General features: G+C 70.2%; 15 protein-coding genes. 10 read left to right on the forward strand and 5 right to left on the reverse strand.

The features are described 5' to 3' along the window. Positions 1-130: 130 nt before the first annotated feature. From gap to ABZZ38_RS04335, 8 genes are all read left to right on the forward strand, one after another. Positions 131-1,135, forward strand: coding sequence for a type I glyceraldehyde-3-phosphate dehydrogenase (gap, locus tag ABZZ38_RS04300; RefSeq protein WP_356735576.1), 1,005 nt, complete (start codon positions 131-133; stop codon positions 1,133-1,135). Between the two features lie 118 nt (positions 1,136-1,253). Then, positions 1,254-2,465 carry a phosphoglycerate kinase gene (locus ABZZ38_RS04305; RefSeq protein WP_356735578.1) on the forward strand — a complete coding sequence of 404 codons (1,212 nt, stop codon included), beginning with the start codon at positions 1,254-1,256 and terminating at the stop codon, positions 2,463-2,465. A 7-nt stretch (positions 2,466-2,472) separates the two neighbouring features. Then, entirely contained in the window at positions 2,473-3,252 is a 780-nt protein-coding gene (tpiA, locus tag ABZZ38_RS04310) for a triose-phosphate isomerase (RefSeq protein ID WP_356735580.1), read from the forward strand. Between the two features lie 125 nt (positions 3,253-3,377). Next, on the forward strand, positions 3,378-3,608 hold the full coding sequence (secG, locus tag ABZZ38_RS04315) for a preprotein translocase subunit SecG (protein WP_356735862.1): 231 nt from the start codon (positions 3,378-3,380) through the stop codon (positions 3,606-3,608). A 110-nt stretch (positions 3,609-3,718) separates the two neighbouring features. Beyond that, positions 3,719-4,054, forward strand: coding sequence for an RNA polymerase-binding protein RbpA (locus ABZZ38_RS04320; RefSeq protein ID WP_003957010.1), 336 nt, complete (start codon positions 3,719-3,721; stop codon positions 4,052-4,054). Between the two features lie 196 nt (positions 4,055-4,250). Beyond that, positions 4,251-5,903 (forward strand): glucose-6-phosphate isomerase, encoded by a 1,653-nt coding sequence (gene pgi, locus ABZZ38_RS04325; RefSeq protein WP_356735863.1) that lies wholly within the window; start codon positions 4,251-4,253, stop codon positions 5,901-5,903. 4 nt (positions 5,904-5,907) lie between these two features. Beyond that, positions 5,908-6,408: a PH domain-containing protein gene (locus ABZZ38_RS04330; RefSeq protein ID WP_356735582.1), complete on the forward strand. Its 501-nt coding sequence runs from the start codon at positions 5,908-5,910 to the stop codon at positions 6,406-6,408. Then, positions 6,405-8,021 carry a PH domain-containing protein gene (locus tag ABZZ38_RS04335; protein WP_356735584.1) on the forward strand — a complete coding sequence of 539 codons (1,617 nt, stop codon included), beginning with the start codon at positions 6,405-6,407 and terminating at the stop codon, positions 8,019-8,021. Before ABZZ38_RS04330 ends, ABZZ38_RS04335 begins: the two co-directional genes overlap by 4 nt. Positions 8,022-8,162: 141 nt before the next feature. Here ABZZ38_RS04335 and pgl read toward each other — a convergent pair whose 3' ends face one another. Genes pgl through tkt form a run of 5 tightly spaced genes read right to left on the reverse strand, consistent with a single transcriptional unit; the run spans position 8,163 to position 14,757 of the window. Next, complete coding sequence (gene pgl, locus ABZZ38_RS04340; protein WP_356735586.1) at positions 8,163-8,948, reverse strand: 6-phosphogluconolactonase; 786 nt, start codon at positions 8,946-8,948, stop codon at positions 8,163-8,165. Continuing rightward, positions 8,945-9,991, reverse strand: coding sequence for a glucose-6-phosphate dehydrogenase assembly protein OpcA (gene opcA / locus ABZZ38_RS04345; protein WP_356735588.1), 1,047 nt, complete (start codon positions 9,989-9,991; stop codon positions 8,945-8,947). The genes pgl and opcA overlap by 4 nt, the downstream gene beginning before the upstream one ends. Further along, positions 9,988-11,511 carry a glucose-6-phosphate dehydrogenase gene (gene zwf, locus ABZZ38_RS04350; RefSeq protein WP_356735590.1) on the reverse strand — a complete coding sequence of 508 codons (1,524 nt, stop codon included), beginning with the start codon at positions 11,509-11,511 and terminating at the stop codon, positions 9,988-9,990. The genes opcA and zwf overlap by 4 nt, the downstream gene beginning before the upstream one ends. 4 nt (positions 11,512-11,515) lie before the next feature. Next, the gene (gene tal, locus ABZZ38_RS04355; protein WP_356735592.1) at positions 11,516-12,634 is read right to left on the reverse strand and encodes a transaldolase; all 1,119 of its coding nucleotides are present in this window, start codon (positions 12,632-12,634) and stop codon (positions 11,516-11,518) included. Between the two features lie 35 nt (positions 12,635-12,669). Further along, on the reverse strand, positions 12,670-14,757 hold the full coding sequence (gene tkt, locus ABZZ38_RS04360; protein ID WP_356735594.1) for a transketolase: 2,088 nt from the start codon (positions 14,755-14,757) through the stop codon (positions 12,670-12,672). 351 nt (positions 14,758-15,108) lie between these two features. Between tkt and ABZZ38_RS04365 the strand changes: the two genes are divergently transcribed. Together ABZZ38_RS04365 and ABZZ38_RS04370 are read left to right on the forward strand one after the other, a co-directional pair. Continuing rightward, complete coding sequence (locus tag ABZZ38_RS04365; protein WP_356735596.1) at positions 15,109-16,104, forward strand: heme o synthase; 996 nt, start codon at positions 15,109-15,111, stop codon at positions 16,102-16,104. Between the two features lie 57 nt (positions 16,105-16,161). Then, positions 16,162-16,482: a hypothetical protein gene (locus ABZZ38_RS04370; protein WP_356735597.1), complete on the forward strand. Its 321-nt coding sequence runs from the start codon at positions 16,162-16,164 to the stop codon at positions 16,480-16,482. Positions 16,483-16,510 lie beyond the last annotated feature (28 nt).

The following is a 16,510-nucleotide window of genomic DNA, read 5'->3' on the forward strand; positions in this document are numbered from 1 at the left end:
TCCGGGTTCGTACGGGTGCGCTCGATGTCACTCCCGCGCCGCGGGAGAGGTAGGGTCGTAAGCGGTCGGGGACATCCCTATACAACTCGCCGGCGTCGAAACCCGGCGTACCTAACGAGGAGATCGGTTCGTGACGATCCGCGTAGGCATCAACGGCTTTGGCCGCATCGGTCGTAACTACTTCCGCGCGCTGCTGGAGCAGGGTGCAGACATCGAGATCGTGGCTGTCAACGACCTGGGTGACACCGCGACCACGGCTCACCTCCTGAAGTACGACACCATCCTGGGTCGTCTCAAGGCCGAGGTCAGCCACACCGCCGACACCATCACCGTCGACGGCCACACCATCAAGGTGCTGTCCGAGCGCAACCCGGCCGACATCCCCTGGGGCGAGCTGGGCGTCGACATCGTCATCGAGTCGACCGGCATCTTCACCAAGAAGGCCGACGCGCAGAAGCACATCGACGGTGGCGCGAAGAAGGTCCTCATCTCGGCTCCGGCCACCGACGAGGACATCACCATCGTGATGGGCGTCAACCAGGACAAGTACGACGCGGCCAACCACCACGTCATCTCCAACGCCTCCTGCACCACCAACTGCGTGGCGCCGATGGCCAAGGTCCTCGACGAGAACTTCGGCATCGTCAAGGGCATGATGACGACCGTCCACGCGTACACCAACGACCAGCGCATCCTGGACTTCCCGCACAAGGACCTGCGCCGCGCCCGCGCCGCCGCGGAGAACATCATCCCGACCTCCACGGGTGCCGCCAAGGCCACCGCGCTGGTCCTCCCGCAGCTCAAGGGCAAGCTGGACGGCATCGCCATGCGCGTCCCGGTCCCGACCGGCTCGGTCACCGACCTCGTCCTGGAGCTCGACCGCGAGGTCACCAGGGACGAGATCAACACCGCCTTCCAGAAGGCCGCCGAGGGCCAGCTGAAGGGGATCCTGGAGTACACCGAGGACCCGATCGTCTCCTCGGACATCGTCAACTGGCCGGCCTCCTGCACCTTCGACTCGCAGCTCACGATGGTCCAGGGCAAGCAGGTCAAGGTCGTCGGCTGGTACGACAACGAGTGGGGCTACTCGAACCGCCTCGTCGACCTCACCGTCTTCGTCGGCGGCCAGCTCTAAGCAACTGAGCACCAGGGCAGGCACTTCGATGTGAGCACAGGGCTCGGGCAGCGCAACGCCGCGCTGTACGAGCCCTGTCGCTTGCGTTGGTTCGGTATTCCAAGGAGCAACAGGACAGATGAAGACGATCGACGAACTTCTTCGCCAAGGGGTCGACGGCAAGCGGGTGTTCGTCCGCGCCGACCTCAACGTGCCCATGGAGGGCACCACCATCACCGACGACGGCCGCATCCGCGCCGTCCTGCCCACCCTCAAGGCGCTCACCGGCGCCGGTGCCAAGGTCATCGTGGCCTCGCACCTCGGCCGCCCCAAGGGCGCCCCGGACCCCGCGTTCACACTGCGGTTCGCCGCCTCGCGCCTCGGTGAACTGCTCGGCCGCCCCGTCTCCTTCGCCGGCGACACCATCGGCTCCGAGGCCCACTCCGCCCTGGCCAACCTCGAAGCCGGCCAGGTCGCGGTGCTGGAGAACCTCCGCTTCAACGCCGGTGAGACGTCCAAGGACGACGCCGAGCGCGCCGAGTTCGCCGCCCGCCTCGCCGCGCTCGCCGACGTGTACGTCGGCGACGGCTTCGGCGCCGTGCACCGCAAGCACGCCTCCGTGTACGACCTGCCGCGCCTGGTGCCGAGCTACGCCGGATATCTGATCTCCTCGGAGGTCGCCGTCCTCAAGAAGCTCACCGAGGACGTCCAGCGCCCCTACGTCGTCGTCCTCGGCGGCGCCAAGGTCTCCGACAAGCTGGGCGTCATCGACCACCTGCTGGAGAAGGCCGACCGCATCCTCATCGGCGGCGGCATGGCGTACACGTTCCTCAAGGCCAAGGGGCACGAGGTCGGCATCTCCCTCCTCCAGGAGGACCAGGTCCCGGCCTGCCTGGAGTACCTGGCACGCGCTGAGAAGAAGGGCGTGGAGTTCGTGCTCCCCGTCGACGTCCTGGTCTCGGCCGACTTCCCGGACCTGAAGACCAAGGCCCCGGCCAACCCGACCACGGTCCCCGCGACCGAGATCCCGGCCGACCAGGAGGGTCTGGACATCGGTCCGCAGACCCGCCAGCTGTACGCATCGAAGCTCGCCGACGCGGCCACCGTCTTCTGGAACGGCCCCATGGGCGTCTTCGAGCACCCCGACTACGCCGAGGGCACCAAGGCCGTCGCCCAGGCGCTCGCCGACTCCCCGGCCTTCTCGGTCGTCGGCGGCGGGGACTCCGCCGCCGCCGTCCGGACCCTGGGCTTCGACGAGAACGCTTTCGGCCACATCTCGACCGGCGGCGGCGCGAGCCTCGAGTACCTCGAGGGCAAGACGCTTCCCGGACTTGCCGCACTGGAGGACTGACCCTTACATGAGCAGCACCCGTACCCCGCTGATGGCGGGCAACTGGAAGATGAACCTCAACCACCTGGAGGCCATCGCCCACGTCCAGAAGCTGGCCTTCGCGCTGAACGACAAGGACCACGACGCCGTCGAGGTCGCGGTCCTGACGCCCTTCACCGACCTGCGGTCCGTCCAGACGCTGGTCGAGCACGACAAGCTGAAGATCAAGTACGGCGCCCAGGACATCTCGGCGCACGACTCCGGCGCGTACACCGGTGAGATCTCCGGGCCGATGCTGGCCAAGCTGAAGTGCGCGTACGTCGCCGTCGGCCACTCCGAGCGCCGGCAGTACCACGCCGAGACGGACGAGATCTGCAACGCCAAGGTGAAGGCCGCGTTCAAGCACGGTCTGACCCCGATCCTCTGCGTCGGCGAGGGCCTGGACATCCGCAAGGCCGGTGACCAGGTCTCCTACACGCTCGCGCAGCTCGACGGCGGCCTCAAGGACGTCCCGGCCGAGCAGGCCGAGACCATCGTGATCGCGTACGAGCCGGTGTGGGCCATCGGCACCGGCGAGGTCGCCACGCCCGAGGACGCGCAGGAGGTCTGCGGCGCGATCCGCGGCCGGCTCGCCGAGCTGTACTCGCAGGAGCTGGCCGACAAGGTCCGCATCCAGTACGGCGGCTCCGTGAAGTCCTCGAACGTCGCCGCGATCATGGCGCAGCCGGACGTGGACGGCGCCCTGGTGGGCGGTGCCGCGCTGGACGCCGAGGAGTTCGTCAAGATCGTCCGGTTCCGCGACCAGTGAGTATGCGGTAGGGCGGATCCGTCGTACCCTTGCGGGGGCCGAGGCTCTTTCGCGGAGCCTGGGCCCCCGTCGTCCGTTGAAGTCCAAGTCCGAGAATTGCCAGGAAGTAGGGTCCAGCCGTGGTTATGGGGTTCTCGATCGCCCTGATCGTCTTCAGCCTGCTGCTGATGCTGCTGGTGCTGATGCACAAGGGGAAGGGCGGCGGTCTCTCCGACATGTTCGGCGGCGGAATGCAGTCGTCCGTCGGCGGTTCGTCGGTCGCCGAGCGCAACCTGGACCGCATCACCGTGGTGGTCGGTCTGCTGTGGATCGCGTGCATTGTCGTACTTGCGCTGCTCATGAAGCTGGACAACTGAGCCGTCGGTTCCACGTCCGGTGGCCGGGTGTAACTCCAACCACTGGACGCGCGTTGGGCCTTACGTAGACTGGGGCATCTTCGAGCACCATCAGGCAGGGAGTTACGACCGTGGCAAGTGGCAACGCGATCCGGGGAAGCCGGGTCGGGGCGGGGCCGATGGGGGAGGCCGAGCGAGGCGAGTCCGCGCCGCGTCTCCGGATCTCCTTCTGGTGCTCGAACGGGCACGAGACCCAGCCGAGCTTCGCCAGCGACGCACAGGTTCCCGACACCTGGGACTGCCCGCGGTGCGGGTTCCCGGCGGGCCAGGACCGGGACAACCCGCCGGACCCGCCGCGTACCGAGCCGTACAAGACGCACCTGGCGTACGTACGGGAGCGGCGCAGCGACGCGGACGGCGAGGCGATCCTGGCCGAGGCGCTCGCCAAACTGCGAGGCGAGATCTGAACTCCGATGACGGGCCCCGCCGGTGGACACCACCGGCGGGGCCCGTTGTCAGTGGTACCCCTGCCGCACGCGCCGGCTCTGCCGGCGTCCGGGCTGTTCGCGCTCGCCGTCGCCTCACTGGTGCCGCAGATCAATTAGGTTGGAGTGGCAGCGGGGCAAGCAGGCAGGTACGAGAAGAAGTGGGCTGATGTCCGAGATGAACGCAGAAGGCCGCACGAGGCTCCACCAGATGCCCGAGTGGACGGCGCTGGCCAAGCACCGGGAGCAGCTGGGGCAGACGCATCTGCGGGAGCTGTTCGCCACCGACCCGGCGCGCGGTACGGGGTACACGCTCCGGGTCGGCGATCTGTATCTGGACTACTCCAAGCACCTGGTCACCGACGAGACGCTGCGGCTGCTGCGCGAGCTGGCCGCCGCGACCGGGGTGGCCGGGCTGCGGGACGCCATGTTCCGCGGCGAGAAGATCAACACCACGGAGGGCCGGGCGGTGCTGCACACCGCGCTGCGCGCTCCCCGTGACGCCGTGATCGAGGTCGACGGCGAGAACGTGGTGCCGGGCGTGCACGCGGTGCTCGACAGGATGGCCGCGTTCTCGGAGCGGATCCGGTCCGGCGAGTGGACCGGCCACACCGGGAAGCCCATCAAGAACGTCGTCAACATCGGTATCGGCGGCTCCGATCTGGGCCCCGCGATGGCGTACGAGGCGCTCCGCTCCTACACGCGGCGGGATCTGACGTTCCGCTTCGTCTCGAACGTCGACGGCGCCGATCTGCACGAGGCGATCCGTGACCTGGACGCGGCCGAGACGCTCTTCATCGTCGCGTCCAAGACCTTCACCACCATCGAGACGATCACCAACGCCACCTCCGCCCGGAACTGGCTCCTGACCGAGTTGCAGGCCGGTCAGGATGCCGTCGCCCGGCATTTCGTGGCGCTGTCGACCAATGCCGAGAAGGTCGAGGACTTCGGCATCGACACGGCGAACATGTTCGAATTCTGGGACTGGGTCGGCGGGCGGTACTCCTACGACTCCGCCATCGGTCTCTCCCTCATGATCGCCATCGGCCCGGCCCGCTTCCGCGAGATGCTCGACGGCTTCCACCTCGTCGACGAGCACTTCCGCACCGCGCCGCCCGAGGAGAACGCGCCGCTGCTGCTCGGCCTGCTCGGCATCTGGTACGGCGCGTTCTTCGACGCCCAGTCCCACGCGGTCCTGCCCTACAGCCACTACCTGTCGAAGTTCACGGCGTACCTCCAGCAGCTGGACATGGAGTCCAACGGCAAGTCCGTGGACCGTGACGGCAACCCCGTCGACTGGCAGACAGGGCCGGTCGTCTGGGGCACGCCCGGTACCAACGGGCAGCACGCGTATTACCAGTTGATCCACCAGGGCACCAAGGTCATCCCGGCCGACTTCATCGGCTTCGCCAAGCCGGTCGCCGACCTGCGGCCCGGCCTGGACGGCCAGCACGACCTGCTGATGGCCAACTTCTTCGCCCAGACCCAGGCCCTCGCCTTCGGCAGGACGCCCGACGAGGTACGGGCGGAGGGCGTGGCGGAGGAGCTCGTTGCGCACAAGACCTTCCGGGGCAACCACCCCACCACCACGATCCTCGCCGACGAGCTGACCCCATCCGTCCTGGGCCAGCTGATCGCGCTGTACGAGCACAAGGTCTTCGTCCAGGGCGCCGTCTGGAACATCGACTCGTTCGACCAGTGGGGCGTCGAGCTCGGCAAGGTGCTGGCCAAGAAGATCGAGCCCGTGCTGACCGAGGGCGAGGGCGGCGAGCAGCTCGACAGCTCGACCGCCGCGCTGGCGAAGCGGTACCGGACGCTGCGGGGCCGTTGATCCGATGACGGGGGAGAGCGCGGTGCGGCTGCGGCCGCCGACCAATTCGCTGAACGAGCGGGCCATCGGCTGGTGGCGCGTCCGGCTGCTGCTGCTGACCGCCGCGCCGGTGGCGGTACTGGCCCTGCTGGGCGGTCTCATCGCGCCGGCGCGAGCCTGGTTGCTGGTGCCGGCGGCGGCGCTGGCGTTCGTCGGGCTCGTCTGCACCGCGCTCCTCCCCCACTGGTGGTTCAGGGTTCACCGGTGGGAGGTCACGGACGACGCCGTCTACGTCCGTACCGGATTCCTGTGGCAGGAGTGGCGTATCGCTCCGATGTCCCGGATCCAGACCGTGGACACCGTACGGGGACCGCTGGAGCAGGCCTTCCGGCTCGCCACGGTGACCGTCACCACGGCCTCCGCCAAGGGCGCCATCAGGATCGAAGGGCTCGACCACGAACTGGCCGCCGGGCTCGCCGAGCGGCTGACCCGCATCACCCGGGCCACCCCCGGCGACGCGACATGACCGCGCCGGGCACCCACCCGCCGAACCCGCCGAACCCGCCGAACCGGCCGGACCCGGGCACCCCGGTGGGCGCGGCCGGCGCGGGCGGCCCGGCGGGCTCCGCCGAGCGGGACGGCTGGCGGCGGCTCGACAAGAGGACCGTCGTCGTCACCGCGCTCCTCATGGCCGGCGTCTCGGTCGGCGCCGGCATGCCGGTCTTCGTCGGTCTCGCCGGGACGATGGCCGTGGGACAGGCGTTCGGCCTCGTCATGGCCGGCGCGGTCCTCCTCATCACCGGCGCGGCCGGCGCCGACCACGTCCGCTGGCGCAGGACCCGGTACCGCGTCGGCCCCGAGCGCGCCGAGCTCCACACCGGGCTGCTGCTCGTCAAGCGCCGCTCGCTGGCCCGGGAGCGGATCCGCAGCGTCGACCTGACGGCCCATCCACTGCTGCGCGTCCTCGGACTGGTCAAGGTCCGCATCGGAACCGGTGAGCACACCGGAGGCGGCGAGTCCACGCTGGAACTCGACCCCGTCACCCGGGCCGAGGGGGAACGGCTCCGCCGCGCCCTGCTCGACCGCGCCCCCGCCCGGGGGGACGGCGGCCCCACCGAAGGACAACTGGCCACTCTGGACCCCGCCTGGATCCGGTACGCCCCGGTCTCCTTCGTCGCCCCGCTGCTCGGCGGCGCCGCGGCCGGCGGTGTGATGCAGGTCAGCGACTGGTTCGGCGCCCAGGGCGAGGTGATCGACTGGATGGGGGACCGCTTCCAGGACACACCGGTCGCCTGGATCGTCGTGACGCTCACCGTGGCGGCCACACTCGCGGGCGCGATCGGCGCGCTCGGCCTGTGGGTCGAGATGTGGTGGAACTACCGGCTGGAGCGCGAACCCGGCGGCACCCTCCGGGTCCGCCGCGGTCTGTTCACCGCCCGCTCCCTCTCCATCGAGGAGCGACGGCTGCGCGGGGTCGAGCTCGTCGAACCGCTCGGCGTACGCCTGTGCGGCGGCGCGCGGATCGACGCGGTCGCCACCGGCCTCACCAAGGGCGAGGACGACAAGCACGCCGACCACCGGACGCTGCTGCCGGCCGTGGAGCGCGCGGTGGCCGACGACGTGGCCGCACGGATACTCCGCGAGCCGCGGTCACCCACGGGGGCGCCGCTCACCGGCCACCCGCGCGCGGCCCGCGCCCGCCGCCTGCGCCGCGCGTCGGCCGCCGCGCTCACCCCCGTCGTACTCCTCGCGCTCCTCGGCGCCGCGTTCACCGACGTCCTGCTGTACATCGCCGGGGCCTGCGCGCTGGTGCTGCTCCCGCTCGCGGTCGCCCTCGCCCTCGACGCGTACCGCAGCCTGGGCCACGGCATCAGCGGCGGCTACCTCCTCACCCGATCGGGCACCCTGCGGCGCGCCACCGTCGCCCTCCAGCGCGGCGGCGTCATCGGCTGGACGGTCAGGCAGTCGTACTTCCAGCGCCGCGCGGGCCTGATCACCCTGACCGCCACGACCGCGGCGGGCGCGGGCGCGTACCACGTCCACGACGCCGACGAGAGCGAGGCCCTGCGCTTCGCGGCGGACGCGGTACCGGAGTTGCTGGAGCCGTTCCTGGAAGGGCCCCGCGGTCAAGGGACTTGAGGCCCGGCCCACCACGCGCCGGCGTCGCCGCCCTCCCGCCGCAACGCGCCGACCCCACGCATACGGAACGGCCCGGTCCACCTCGCGGTGAACCGGGCCGTTTCGCGTACCGACCCGCACGGACGCGTGCGGGTACGACCTTCAGCCCGATGCGGGCGAGTGCAGCGCGCGCGGAAGGTCCGCCGCCGCCGCGGCGTCCAGGAGCCACAGCGTGCGCGAGCGGCCGTACGCGCCGGCGGCCGGGGCCCGGAGCGGGTCCGCGTCGCCCGACAGGGCGGTGGCCGCCGCCTTCGCCTTGTCCTCGCCCGCCGCCAGCAGCCACACCTCACGCGCCGCCCGGATCGCCGGGAAGGTCAGCGAGATCCGGGTCGGCGGCGGCTTGGGCGCGCCGTGCACGCCTACCACCATGCGCTCCGTCTCACGCGCCGCCGGGTGCTCCGGGAACAGCGAGGCGACATGCGTGTCCGGGCCGACACCCAGCATCAGGACGTCGAACTCCGGTACCCCGCCGAGGCCCCGGGGCCCGGCAGCGGCGGCCAGTTCGGCCGCGTACGCCTCCGCCGCGGCGTCCGCGTCGTCGCCGTACGCCCCGCCCGACACCGGCATGGTGTGCACCCGCGCCGGATCCAGCGGTACGCCGTCCAGCAGCGCGGCGCGGGCCTGCGTGTCGTTGCGGTCGGGGTCGCCCTCGGGCAGGAACCGCTCGTCACCCCACCACAGGTCCAGGCGCGACCAGTCGATCGCGTCCCGGGCCGGGGAGGAACCCAGCGCGGCCAGCAGGCCGTTGCCGTTGCGGCCACCGGTCACGACGACCGACGCCGAGCCGCGGGCGGCCTGGGCGTCCACGATCGTCGTGATCAGCCGGGCCGCCGCGGCCCGCGCCATCAGCTCCTTGTCGCGGTGGACGACCAGGTGCGGAGCGCTCACTTGGCAGCCGCCTTCTTGGCCGGGGCCTTGGCCGCGGCCTTCTTCGCGGGCTCCCCGGCGGGCGCCGGCTCCGCGCCGGAGGCGTCCTCCTCCGAGGAGGGAGCGTGCCCGGCCGCCGGCCGGCCCAGCCGGTCCACCCCGTACCGCAGTGCCGAGGCGTAGGTGTCGTCCGGGTCGAGGCGCCGCAGCTCCTCCGCGATCAGCTCGGACGTCTCACGCCGCTTGAGCGCCACGGCCCGGTCCGGCTGTCCCTCGATGGACAGCGTGGCCAGCGAGCCGTCCGCCCGGTCCAGCACGATCGGACCGCAGTTGGTGGCCAGGCGCACGGCGGTGAGCCCGGGCCCCGCCGACTGCGAGCGCTTCACCGAGATCTTGAGCCGGTCCGCCAGCCACATGGCCAGCAGCTCGACGCTCGGGTTGAACTCCTCGCCCTCCACCTCGGCCGACGTGACCTCGCACGCGACCTGGTCCAGGGCCGCCGCGAGCATCGAGCGCCACGGCGTGATCCGGGTCCACGACAGGTCCGTGTCGCCCGGCGTGTACGCCGCGGCGCGCTCCCTCAGCTCCTCGATCGGTCGCTCGGCGGCGTACGTGTCGGTGACACGGCGCTGCCCGAGGGCGCCGAGCGGGTCATTGGCCGGGTCGGTCGGCGCCGCGACCGGCCACCACACCACCACCGGCGCGTCCGGCAGCAGCAGCGGCAGCACCACCGACTGGGCGTGGTTCAGCACCTCGCCGTACAGCCGCAGCACCACCGTCTCGCCGGTGCCCGCGTCCGCGCCCACCCGCACCTCGGCGTCCAGCCGCGCCTTCGCCCGGTCGCGCGGCGACCGCGAGACCCGCTTGATGACGACCAGCTTGCGCGAGGGGTGCTCGCGGGACGCCTCGTTGGCGGCCTTCAGCGCGTCGTAGGCGTTCTCCTCGTCCGTGACGATGACCAGGGTGAGCACCATGCCGACGGCCGGCGTGCCGATGGCCCGCCGGCCCTGCACCAAGGCCTTGTTGATCTTGCTGGACGTGGTGTCCGTAAGGTCGATCTTCATGGCCGGCGCCAGCTCCGTCCGTCTCGTGCGAGCATTTCGTCCGCCTCGACCGGACCCCAGGTCCCGGACTGGTACTGCGCGGGCTTGCCGTGCTTGTCCCAGTACTGCTCGATCGGGTCGAGGATCTGCCACGACAGCTCGACCTCCTCCACGCGCGGGAAGAGGTTGGCGTCGCCGAGCAGGACGTCGAGGATGAGCCGCTCGTACGCCTCCGGGCTGGACTCCGTGAAGGACTCGCCGTACGCGAAGTCCATCGAGACGTCCCGCACCTCCATCGAGGTGCCCGGCACCTTGGAGCCGAACCGCATGGTCACGCCCTCGTCCGGCTGTACGCGGATGACCAGGGCGTTGTGCCCCAGCTCCTCCGTCGCCGTGTGGTCGAAGGGCGAGTGCGGGGCGCGCTGGAAGACGACCGCGATCTCGGTGACCCGGCGGCCCAGCCGCTTGCCGGTGCGCAGATAGAAGGGGACGCCCGCCCAGCGGCGGTTGTCGATCTCCAGCTTGATCGCCGCGTACGTGTCGGTCTTCGACTTCGGGTCGATGCCCTCTTCCTCGAGGTAGCCGACGGCCTTCTCGCCGCCCTGCCACCCCGCGGCGTACTGGGCGCGCACGGTGGACTTGCCGAGGTCCCTGGGCAGCTTCACCGCGCCCAGCACCTTGGTCTTCTCGGCGGCGAGCGCGTCCGCGTCGAAGGAGGCGGGCTCCTCCATCGCGGTCAGCGCGAGCAGCTGGAGGAGGTGGTTCTGGATGACGTCACGCGCGGCGCCGATGCCGTCGTAGTACCCGGCACGGCCGCCGATGCCGATGTCCTCGGCCATGGTGATCTGCACGTGGTCGACGTACGACCGGTTCCAGATCGGCTCGAACAGCGTGTTGGCGAAGCGCAGCGCCAGGATGTTCTGGACGGTCTCCTTGCCCAGGTAGTGGTCGATCCGGAAGACCTGGTCCGGGGCGAACACCTCGTGGACGATCGAGTTGAGCTCCTGGGCGGAGGTGAGGTCGTGGCCGAACGGCTTCTCGATGACCGCGCGCCGCCAGGCACCGTCCTTCTGGTCGGCCAGCCCGTGCTTCTTCAGCTGCTGGACGACGAGGGGGAAGAACTTGGGCGGCACGGAGAGGTAGAAGGCGAAGTTGCCGCCGGTGCCCTGCGCCTGGTCGAGCTCCTCCATCGTCTTCTTGAGGGTCTCGAAGGCCTCGTTGTCGTCGAAGTCGCCCTGGACGAAACGCATGCCCTGGCTCAGCTGCTGCCAGACCTCCTCGCGGAACGGCGTGCGCGCGTGCTGCTTGACGGCCTGGTACACCTCCTCGGCGAAGTCCTCGTCCTGCCACTCACGGCGGGCGAAGCCGATGAGCGAGAACCCGGGGGGCAGCAGGCCGCGGTTGGCCAGGTCGTACACCGCGGGCATCAACTTTTTACGGGACAAATCGCCCGTGACACCGAAAATCACCAGGCCCGACGGCCCCGCGATACGCGGGAGCCGTCGGTCGGCGGCGTCACGCAGCGGATTGCTGCTCGACAATGTCTTACGCCTCCGAAGGTGCGAGGCGCTTGAGCTCCGCCTCGGTCGACTTGAGCAGGTCGGTCCAGGACGCCTCGAACTTGTCGACGCCCTCGTCCTCCAGCAGCCGCACCACCTCGTCGTACGAGATGCCCAGCTTCTCGAGCGCGTCGAGGTCGGCGCGCGCCTGGTCGTACGTACCCGCGACCGTGTTGCCGGTGATCTCGCCGTGGTCGGCGGTGGCCTCCAGGGTGGCCTCCGGCATGGTGTTCACCGTGCCCGGCGCGACCAGCTCGTCGACGTACAGCGTGTCCTTGTACGCCGGGTCCTTGACGCCCGTCGAGGCCCACAGCGGACGCTGCTTGTTCGCCTGCGCCTTGTCCAGGGCCGCCCAGCGCTCACCGCTGAACACCTCTTCGTACGCCTGGTACGCCAGACGCGCGTTGGCGAGGGCCGCCTTGCCGCGCAGCGCCTTGGCCTCGTCGGTGCCCAGGGAGTCCAGCCGCTTGTCGATCTCGGTGTCCACGCGGGACACGAAGAAGGATGCCACCGAGTGGATCTTCGACAGGTCCAGGCCGCGCTCCTTGGCCTTCTCCAGGCCGGACAGGTAGGCGTCCATGACCTTGCGGTAGCGCTCCAGCGAGAAGATCAGCGTGACGTTGACGCTGATGCCGAGGCCGATGACCTCGGTGATCGCCGGCAGACCCGCCTCGGTGGCCGGGATCTTGATGAGCGTGTTCGGCCGGTCCACCAGCCACGCCAGCTGCTTGGCCTCGGCCACCGTCGCCTTGGTGTGGTGCGCCAGGCGTGGGTCGACCTCGATCGACACCCGGCCGTCCTGGCCCTGCGTCGCGTCGAAGACCGGGCGCAGGATGTCGGCGGCGTCACGGACGTCCGCCGTCGTGATCATGCGGATGGCTTCCTCGACCGTCACCTCACGGGCGGCGAGGTCCGACAGCTGCTGGTCGTAGCCGTCCCCCTGCGAGATCGCCTTCTGGAAGATCGAGGGGTTGGTGGTGACGCCCACGACGTGCTGCTGGTCGATCAGCTCGGCCAGGTTGCCGGACGTGATGCGCTTACGGGACAGGTCGTCCAGCCAGATCGCGACGCCTTCGTCGGAGAGGCGCTTGAGTGCGTCTGTCATGAGATATGCATCTCCTAGTCGTTCGTATACCGGCGTCAGCGCGCTGCGGCGTCGAGAGATTCCCGGGCGGCGGCGGCGACCGCGTCGGCGGTGAAGCCGAACTCGCGGAAGAGGACCTTCGCGTCCGCCGAGGCACCGAAGTGCTCCAGCGACACCACGCGGCCCGCGTCCCCGACGTACCGGTACCAGGTCAGGGCGACCCCGGCCTCGACCGCGACCCGCGCCTTCACCGACGGCGGCAGCACCGCATCCCGGTACCCCTGGTCCTGCTCCTCGAACCACTCGACGGACGGCATCGACACCACACGGGTCGGGATGCCGGCGGCCTGCAGCTGCTCACGCGCCTCGACGCACAGGTGTACCTCGGAGCCCGTACCGATCAGGACGACCTGCGGCTCGCCACCGTCCGCGTCGAACAGGACGTAACCGCCGCGCGCGGTGTCGTCGTTCGGCTCGTACGTCGGCACACCCTGCCGCGTCAGGGCGAGGCCGTGCGGCTTGCCCGTGCCGAACCCCTTCGTCCAGCGGCGCATGATCTCCCGCCACGCGATCGCCGTCTCGTTGGCGTCCGCGGGGCGCACGATGTTCAGGCCCGGGATCGCGCGCAGCGACGCCAGGTGCTCCACCGGCTGGTGCGTCGGACCGTCCTCGCCCAGACCGATCGAGTCGTGCGTCCACACGTACGTCACCGGCAGGTGCATCAGCGCGGAAAGGCGGACGGCGTTGCGCATGTAGTCGGAGAACACCAGGAAGGTGCCGCCGAAGACGCGGGTGTTGCCGTGCAGCGCGATGCCGTTCATCTCGGCGGCCATCGCGTGCTCACGGATACCGAAGTGGATGGTGCGGCCGTAGGGGTTCGCCTCCGGCAGCGGGTTGCCCTCGGGGAGGAACGACGACGTCTTGTCGATCGTCGTGTTGTTCGAACCGGCCAGGTCGGCGGAGCCGCCCCACAGCTCGGGGATGACCGCGCCCAGCGCCTGGAGGACCTTGCCGGAGGCGGCACGCGTGGCGACGGCCTTGCCGGGCTCGAAGACCGGGAGCTTCTCCTCCCAGCCGGCGGGCAGCTCACCCGCGGCGATGCGGTCGAACTCGGCGGCGCGCTCCGGGTTGGCGCTGCGCCACTCCTGGAACCGCTTCTCCCACTCGGCTCGGGCCTCGCGGCCGCGGTCCAGGGCCTCGCGGGTGTGCGCGATGACCTGGTCGGAGACCTCGAAGGTCTTCTCCGGGTCGAAGCCGAGGACGCGCTTGGTGGCCGCGACCTCCTCGTCGCCGAGCGCCGAGCCGTGCGCGGCCTCGGTGTTCTGCGCGTTGGGCGCGGGCCAGGCGATGATCGAGCGCATGGCGATGAACGACGGGCGCCCGGTCTCGGCCTTGGCGGCCTGGATGGCGTCGAACAGCGCCCGCGGGTCGAGGTCGCCGTTCTCCTGGGGCTCCACACGCTGCACGTGCCAGCCGTACGCCTCGTACCGCTTCATCGTGTCTTCGGAGACGGCGGTCTCGGTGTCGCCCTCGATCGAGATGTGGTTGTCGTCCCACAGCAGGATCAGGTTGCCGAGCTTCTGGTGCCCGGCCATCGAGGACGCCTCGGCGGAGATGCCCTCCTGCAGGCAGCCGTCGCCGGCGATGCAGTAGACGAAGTGGTCGAACGGGGACGTGCCCGGCGCGGCCTCCGGGTCGAACAGGCCACGCTCGTAGCGCGCGGCCATCGCCATGCCCACGGCGTTCGCGACGCCCTGGCCCAGCGGCCCGGTCGTCGTCTCGACACCGACGGTGTGGCCGTACTCCGGGTGGCCCGGGGTCTTCGAGCCCCAGGTGCGGAAGGCCTTCAGGTCGTCCAGCTCCAGGCCGAAGCCGGCCAGGTACAGCTGGGTGTACAGCGTCAGCGAGGAGTGACCCGCGGACAGCACGAACCGGTCGCGTCCGGTCCAGTCGGCGTCCGCCGGGTCGTGCCGCATCACCTTCTGGAAGAGGGTGTACGCGGCGGGGGCCAGGCTCATTGCCGTACCGGGATGGCCGTTGCCGACCTTCTGTACGGCGTCCGCTGCCAGGATGCGGGCGGTGTCTACGGCCCGCTGGTCCAATTCGGTCCACTCGAGGTCTGTGGTGGTCGGCTTGGTGCTCACCCTGGGTCAGGGCTCCTCTCCACATGTCGAATGCCGGTGACGTCGATCTCACCGGCCGTTGTCGAGCCTACCCCCGTGAGAACGCGCAATTTTTCGAGTCATTCCAGACTGCGGTCATTGATTGTTCCCCGCCTCCCGACCGGCCCCTTTCGCGTTCCGCAAGTGAATACGGAGGTGCTCATCCGGGCGCTCAATCGAGCGTCCACCGGGTCCTTTGCGGGGCCCGGCCCAACACGGCGGACCCCCGCGAAGGGCCGGGTATGGGCAACGTCTACAGTGGCGTGGTACGCGCGAGTTCTTTTACCGGGCCTTCACGCCCTCATGTCGTCACGTCCGGTACGGCTCGCTGGGATGTCTCTGTCAGGGGTGTGCGTGACGGCCGTCGAATCCCGTCCAGCGGGTGGGGGTACCGCCCATGCCCGGAGGGCTGTGGGGCAGCTCGGGACGAGCACGGGCAACCGGCCGTTCGGGGCCCGCCTCAAGGCGTTCGTGGCGCTGACCAAGCCGCGGATCATCGAGCTGCTGCTGATCACCACCGTCCCGGTGATGTTCCTGGCGGAGCAGGGCGTGCCCGACCTCTGGCTGGTGCTCGCCACCTGCCTCGGCGGTTACCTCTCCGCGGGCGGCGCGAACGCGCTGAACATGTACATCGACCGCGACATCGACGCCCTGATGGACCGCACGTCGCAGCGTCCCCTGGTCACGGGCATGGTCTCGCCGCGCGAGGGCCTGGTCTTCGGACTCACCCTCGCGGTCGTCTCCACGCTCTGGTTCGGCCTGTTCGTCAACTGGCTGTCCGCCTGGCTGTCGCTCGGCGCGCTCCTGTTCTACGTCGTCGTCTACACGATGATCCTCAAGCGCCGTACCGCGCAGAACATCGTGTGGGGCGGCATCGCCGGCTGCATGCCCGTGCTCATCGGCTGGTCGGCCGTGACGAACTCGATGTCCTGGGCCGCCGTCGTCCTCTTTCTCGTCATCTTCTTCTGGACGCCGCCGCACTACTGGCCGCTGTCGATGAAGGTGAAGGAGGACTACGCGCGCGTGGGCGTGCCGATGCTCCCGGTTGTCGCCTCGAACCGGGTGGTCGCCCGCCAGATCGTCCTCTACAGCTGGGTGATGGTCGCCGTCTCCCTGCTCCTGACGCCCCTGGGCTACACCGGCTGGTTCTACACGACGGTGGCGCTGGTGACCGGCGGCTGGTGGCTGTGGGAGGCGCACGCCCTCCAGGCGCGCGCCAAGGCGGGGGAGACGGGCGTGAAGCTGAAGGAGATGCGCCTGTTCCACTGGTCCATCACCTACGTCTCGCTGCTGTTCGTGGCCGTGGCGGTGGACCCCTTCCTGCGGTGACGCCTGTGGTGCAGATGACCCTGGCCAGTCTTTCTACTGATCGGTAGCATCCTGTTCATGGCAGACACCAAGCAGGCGGACCGCAGGGCCTCCAAGCTGGCCCGGGAGATCCAGGCCTTCTCCAAGGAGCACGGCGGCGCAGAGGGGCAGCTCGCCCACATCGGCCGGGCGGGCACCCGGATCGTCCTCGTCGGCGAGGACGGCGGCTGGGGGGACCTCGTCGCCCCCACCCACGAGGTGGCGAAGAGCGCCGCCGAGAAGGCCGGGCTCACCCTCCACGAGACCTTCGACGGCGACTTCGCGGCAAAGGTGCGCACCGGACCGTACGAGTGGAGCCGCATGGCCGGCATCCAGGTCGGCGGCCCGTCCAACGACTGAGGCAACACCTCGGGCAGGGGTCACCCGT

The organism is Streptomyces sp. NPDC006368, assembly GCF_040612535.1.
Taxonomy (GTDB): domain Bacteria; phylum Actinomycetota; class Actinomycetes; order Streptomycetales; family Streptomycetaceae; genus Streptomyces.

What these genes read in the sequence shown, in the direction of transcription:
- ABZZ38_RS04305 (WP_356735578.1), top strand. Translation starts at nt 1,254, where the DNA reads ATGAAGACGATCGACGAACTTCTTCGCCAAGGGGTCGACGGCAAGCGG.
- tpiA (WP_356735580.1), top strand. Translation starts at nt 2,473, where the DNA reads ATGAGCAGCACCCGTACCCCGCTGATGGCGGGCAACTGGAAGATGAAC.
- secG (WP_356735862.1), top strand. Translation starts at nt 3,378, where the DNA reads ATGGGGTTCTCGATCGCCCTGATCGTCTTCAGCCTGCTGCTGATGCTG.
- pgi (WP_356735863.1), top strand. Translation starts at nt 4,251, where the DNA reads ATGAACGCAGAAGGCCGCACGAGGCTCCACCAGATGCCCGAGTGGACG.
- ABZZ38_RS04330 (WP_356735582.1), top strand. Translation starts at nt 5,908, where the DNA reads ATGACGGGGGAGAGCGCGGTGCGGCTGCGGCCGCCGACCAATTCGCTG.
- ABZZ38_RS04335 (WP_356735584.1), top strand. Translation starts at nt 6,405, where the DNA reads ATGACCGCGCCGGGCACCCACCCGCCGAACCCGCCGAACCCGCCGAAC.
- opcA (WP_356735588.1), bottom strand. Translation starts at nt 9,991, where the DNA reads ATGAAGATCGACCTTACGGACACCACGTCCAGCAAGATCAACAAGGCC.
- tal (WP_356735592.1), bottom strand. Translation starts at nt 12,634, where the DNA reads ATGACAGACGCACTCAAGCGCCTCTCCGACGAAGGCGTCGCGATCTGG.
- ABZZ38_RS04365 (WP_356735596.1), top strand. Translation starts at nt 15,109, where the DNA reads ATGTCTCTGTCAGGGGTGTGCGTGACGGCCGTCGAATCCCGTCCAGCG.
- ABZZ38_RS04370 (WP_356735597.1), top strand. Translation starts at nt 16,162, where the DNA reads ATGGCAGACACCAAGCAGGCGGACCGCAGGGCCTCCAAGCTGGCCCGG.